The organism is Bacteroidales bacterium (assembly GCA_031275285.1).
Taxonomy (GTDB): domain Bacteria; phylum Bacteroidota; class Bacteroidia; order Bacteroidales; family UBA4181; genus JAIRLS01.
On record JAISOY010000125.1, the window covers coordinates 1 to 4,712 of the forward strand.

The following is a 4,712-nucleotide window of genomic DNA, read 5'->3' on the forward strand; positions in this document are numbered from 1 at the left end:
GAGGTGCGTACAGGCATCGATCAGGTTGGTAAAAACCTCTTTCATCACGGCAAAATCCATCGTCGCATTGATGCATAACTGTGTTTTCTGTCCTGTCGGTACATTTTCAGGCGAATCGGACGGATACATCTTCAGTTGTCCTTTTTCATCCTTCTGCACAAAATCTTCATAAAACAACGCTACTTCCTTCATAAAGGGTACGGCTCTCCGGCGAAGGAACTCATCATCGCCTGTAAAAAGCCAGTAATCGTAGAAAAACTGGGCCAACCAGCCTGCTCCTCCCGTAAAGAAGACATCATGGGGGATGGCTCCGGTCTTTTTCCCGAAATCATCAATCATACGAATGGGTGTCAACACCCCGCGGCAACCGTAATATTTCTCTGCATTTTCGCGAAAGTCAGCTACTCCCGATTCCACAAGGTTAATCAGGGACAACAGTACTTCGGGCAGATTACCCTGTAGCGCCTGCCAGTAATTCATTTCTATATTTTCATTAAAGAAAAAAGATCCCTGCCAGGGAGGAAAATACAATCCGTTCCATACGCCCTGCAGGTTAGCTGGTAAACCATCAGGATTGGAACTGCATATCAGGAGAAAACGTCCGTAGTTATGCATCCTTTCAATCAATGCATTGGATGTTTGTCCCTTATAGGCATCCAGTAACAGGCGTTCGTTCGATAGCTGACGGTTGACTCCTGCATGAAGATCGACCTTACAGCGGTTAAACATTTTCTGGTGTATCCGGACATGGTTTTTCAATAGTTCGTCATAATCCGCCGGAAGCGAGTTCAACGCCTGTCTGGCTTCGTCGAAACGTCCGGAAGGAGTCCCTTTGTAGAACATCCGGATCAATACCAGTACATGGTCGGCATTTTCTACAGATAAAATATCCCCTGTACGTGTGTTTACGGTTTTAATACTTCCGCCCGACGGAATTATTTTTGCTACGGCGCCGAAATATGCTCCATCATCCTCCCGTTGTCCCGATATACAGATAAATCCCTGCGGGTCTGTCTGCGGGTTTTCAAATTTCAGTCCCAGCTTATCGGGACTAACCAGCACGGATTTATTGACCGCATCGTTAAAATCATGCGGAGTCAGGGAGAAATTTCCGGATATGCTGCCTTTTTGGTTGGTTTTTAAACGCAGTACCACCACATCATCGGCACGGGAAACAAAGAGCGAACGTGAAAAAAACAATCCGCCTTCATCCCAGTATACTACGGCTTCACCGGTCTCGAAGTCCAGCGTACGGCCATAACCGGAAAAAGGAGTTACCGGCTGTTGCCTGATTTCAAGGTCAAATCCAGGCTGATACTCGCCGCTCCGGGTATTTCCGTAACCGCTTTCCCGGATTTTCCCCATAAAAAAATCACTGGCCTCTTCGTAACGCCCTTCATCCATCATTTGGCGTAAACGGGGAAGATGCACCGAAAAATCAGGTAAGTCTTTATGGTTGCGATGATAGAAATATCGCTTGTGATTGAGCATCACCCGCTCACGGGTAACATTACCGTAGAGCATGGCGCCTATGTCGCCGTTGCCTGTTGGTAAGGCTTCGCGCCAGTCGACCGCAGGATATTCCATATACATACCACAGGTGGGTTGTTTTTCTGTTTTTTGAGCGTATAATGTCCTTATTCCCGAATAAAACAGGAATATCCACAGCATAAAGAAGATCCTCTTGTTCATCATTTTTATCGGTTATTGAATTTCGACTTAAATATACGGCTTCCGGCATCAACCACCTTGTAATTTCGTCCCTAAATGATGTAATATTGTCTCATACTATGATGATTTGTCTTATTATTAAATTACTTTACCTGATTTTTACCGGTTTATGAAATATCCGGAAACCCCGATTACCCGCAGGTATCAATTCCTTAATCATCCGAAATATAAGCCAATTAGCTTTATTTCAGCTCATTTTCTCATAAATATTCCCGTCTCGCTGCCTGTAATGGTTCAGATTCTTAACGAACCGCGGAATCCTCTCACGGCATAGTATGATGAGGCGCCGTTGTGGTACACAAAAGTGTGTCCGTAGCGATAATCGCCAAAGATAGCACCGCCGAGCTTTCTGATTTCAGCAGGTGTTTTTAGCCAGCTGGATGTTTTCGTATCGAAACTTTCCAGTTTTTGTAGTGTCCGGTAGGTTTCCTCTGTCAACAATTCGATTCCCATATCAGCAGCCATGTCAACGGCATTGTTTTCCGGTTGATGTTCCTTTCTCGATTCCTGCCCCTCACGGTCATAGCAGACATTTCTCCGGCCTTTAGGGCTTTCCGCCGAACAGTCGTAGAAAATATATGCGCCTGTTTCCGTTTCATCACCTACTATATCCGGTTCGCCACCGGTCCTTTCCATTTCAATCAGCGACCATAGCTTTTCAGGGTGGGCTTCCAGCTTTACCTGTACATTCACCCATTTGATCCCTTGATGCCGGTGCATGTTTCGTTCGAAACGTTCTTTCAATGTGTTGAGTATGGCTTCTTTTTGTTCCGGGGGAATTTCTTTTTTATTATTCTTTGTCATGTTCAGTTATTGATATGGTTAGTCTGCGATTTAGGTCTGCATTCTTTGGTACGGCATATCATTTGCCGATGTCATTTCGTAAAACGACCATAACGAAGTCGGACCGCGTATATAGACCGTATTTTTTTACAGCTTTAACAGGAGTTTGTCCAGATTTTCGAAGGCCATATTTATTCCCTCTTTAAAACCCATTTGGATCAGCATTTCCAGATCGGCAGTACGATCATGCCGTATGTTGATATTTACCGATGTTATACCATTATTCTCAATGAAATTAATGGTCCATAATGAATGAGGCATTTCCGGGTTCTCGTTTCCGTTCTCATCGCAAAATGCATCTAACCAGGATATTTGTCTGGTCGGCTCGATGCTTTTGTACTCAGCTTTACTCCAATGTGTTTCATTTTCAGGACTGATCATTGCATATAGCCACATTCCTCCCTCTTTAAAGTCCATGGATCTGGTTTCGGTACGGTATGGTTTCGGCGCCCACCATTGATCGAGGAACATTGGTTTTGTCCATGCATTCCAGACAAATTCTACATTTGCAGCGAATTCACGTGTAATATGTACCGTGTTGTTTTCTGTGTTGATCCGGAAGTCGGATAATGGCTTGTTTTTCATTTTTTTTACTTATTGATTGATTTTTTCCAGTTGCTGTAATAATTGTTCCGCCTTCTTTCTGGTCGAATTACGCGAAGAACCTGCCGCATTTCCGATAAAGGTAACAGCTGCTTCTTCATTTTTTAGTTCCTCAAGAAAAGGCTTGATGGCTTCCAGCACTTTTCCTGTTGCAATATTTTTACATTCCTCCGTTTCAAATATATCTTCAGGTATGAGGAAAAATTCGTCGAAAATTTTCTTCCTGTGTTTTTCCTTGTTTTTTGCGATCAATCCGAGCGAAAAAATAACATGATTACAGGAAATAAGCGCCCCGCAATGTAAAATCCCGATAAAAAGATCGATTATTTCATCGGTTTTATCGTCCGTATCCACTGCCGAAAGATAGCCGATGATATCGATGGCTGTCCATTTCAGGATATTGTTTGTACCCGATACCAGCGTTGTCCAGTAATTAAAGTACGGATACAACGATACCGGATCTTCAATTGCTGTATGAAGCAACTCTTTGGCAAATCCATATTTGACCTTAGGATCTTTGGAGGCTAATTTTTCCAGTTCTGCTTTTGTGATCATGTTAGATACAAGTATTGCCAATTAATTAATGTAAACGTAATCAATTCGATCAATGCAATTTAATTAAATAATAAATAGAACAGAGTGCTTAAAACTTTTGCATTGAACTTCTTTGTTTTACAAAAGTAAAATCTTTTATATTAACTTCTTGATCCATTTAAATTTGCTCTCACTGTAGGGAGGAAGTTTAATATTTTCCGCTCCCAATTTGGCTTTTTTCAGGATCGCTTTTTTGTGTGAGAAGGTATCGAACCCAAATTTTCCATGGTAATTGCCTATTCCGGAATTTCCTACCCCGCCGAATGGGATATTCCCGTTAACAAGATGCATGATCGTATCATTAATACATCCGCCACCGAACGGGATATGCCTGATAAATATATCTTTCTCCTTTTTGTTGTCCGAAAACAGATATGCTGATAACGGTCTCTCACGGGCTTGTATTTCTTCCAATGCATGATCCAGCTTTTTAAAAGTAATGACAGGCAGGATCGGACCAAAAATTTCTTCCTGCATAACGGCATCTTCCCAGATAACATGATCCATCACTGTGGGGCCGATATATAATGTCGATTCATCGAAGTTGCCCCCGTAAACCACTTTTGACGAATCTATGAGACGGAGCAATCGATTGAAATTCCGGTCGTTGATGATCTTTACATAGTGTTGGGCGCCATCTTCATATCCGGTTTCTTCGATCCGCTGTTTCAACAAAGTGATGAAACGATCTTTAATATCTTCTTCTACCAGTAAATAATCCGGGGCTACACAGGTTTGACCGGCATTCAGGAACTTACCCCAAACGATCCGCTTAGCAGCTACCTGCAGGTCTGCATTCTTTGTCACGATTGCAGGAGATTTCCCGCCCAGTTCCAGCGTTACCGGGATAAGGTTTTTGGCGGCTGCCTCGTATACGATTTTGCCGACGCGGGTGCTTCCGGTAAAGAATATCTTATCGAACCTCCACTGTAAAATTTCCG

General features: G+C 43.0%; 5 protein-coding genes. All 5 read right to left on the minus strand.

The window, feature by feature from the left end:
• Positions 1–1,695 (minus strand): glycoside hydrolase family 95 protein (locus LBQ60_12995; GenBank protein ID MDR2038833.1); only part of this gene is annotated, 1,695 nt, incomplete at its 3' end.
• Between the two features lie 270 nt (positions 1,696–1,965).
• Complete coding sequence (locus LBQ60_13000) at positions 1,966–2,535, minus strand: DUF4256 domain-containing protein (GenBank protein ID MDR2038834.1); 570 nt, start codon at positions 2,533–2,535, stop codon at positions 1,966–1,968.
• A gap of 126 nt (positions 2,536–2,661) precedes the next feature.
• Entirely contained in the window at positions 2,662–3,159 is a 498-nt protein-coding gene (locus LBQ60_13005) for an SRPBCC domain-containing protein (GenBank protein ID MDR2038835.1), read from the minus strand.
• A gap of 9 nt (positions 3,160–3,168) precedes the next feature.
• Positions 3,169–3,732: a hypothetical protein gene (locus LBQ60_13010; protein ID MDR2038836.1), complete on the minus strand. Its 564-nt coding sequence runs from the start codon at positions 3,730–3,732 to the stop codon at positions 3,169–3,171.
• A gap of 135 nt (positions 3,733–3,867) precedes the next feature.
• On the minus strand, positions 3,868–4,712 hold an 845-nt coding region (locus tag LBQ60_13015; protein MDR2038837.1), incomplete at its 5' end, for an aldehyde dehydrogenase family protein.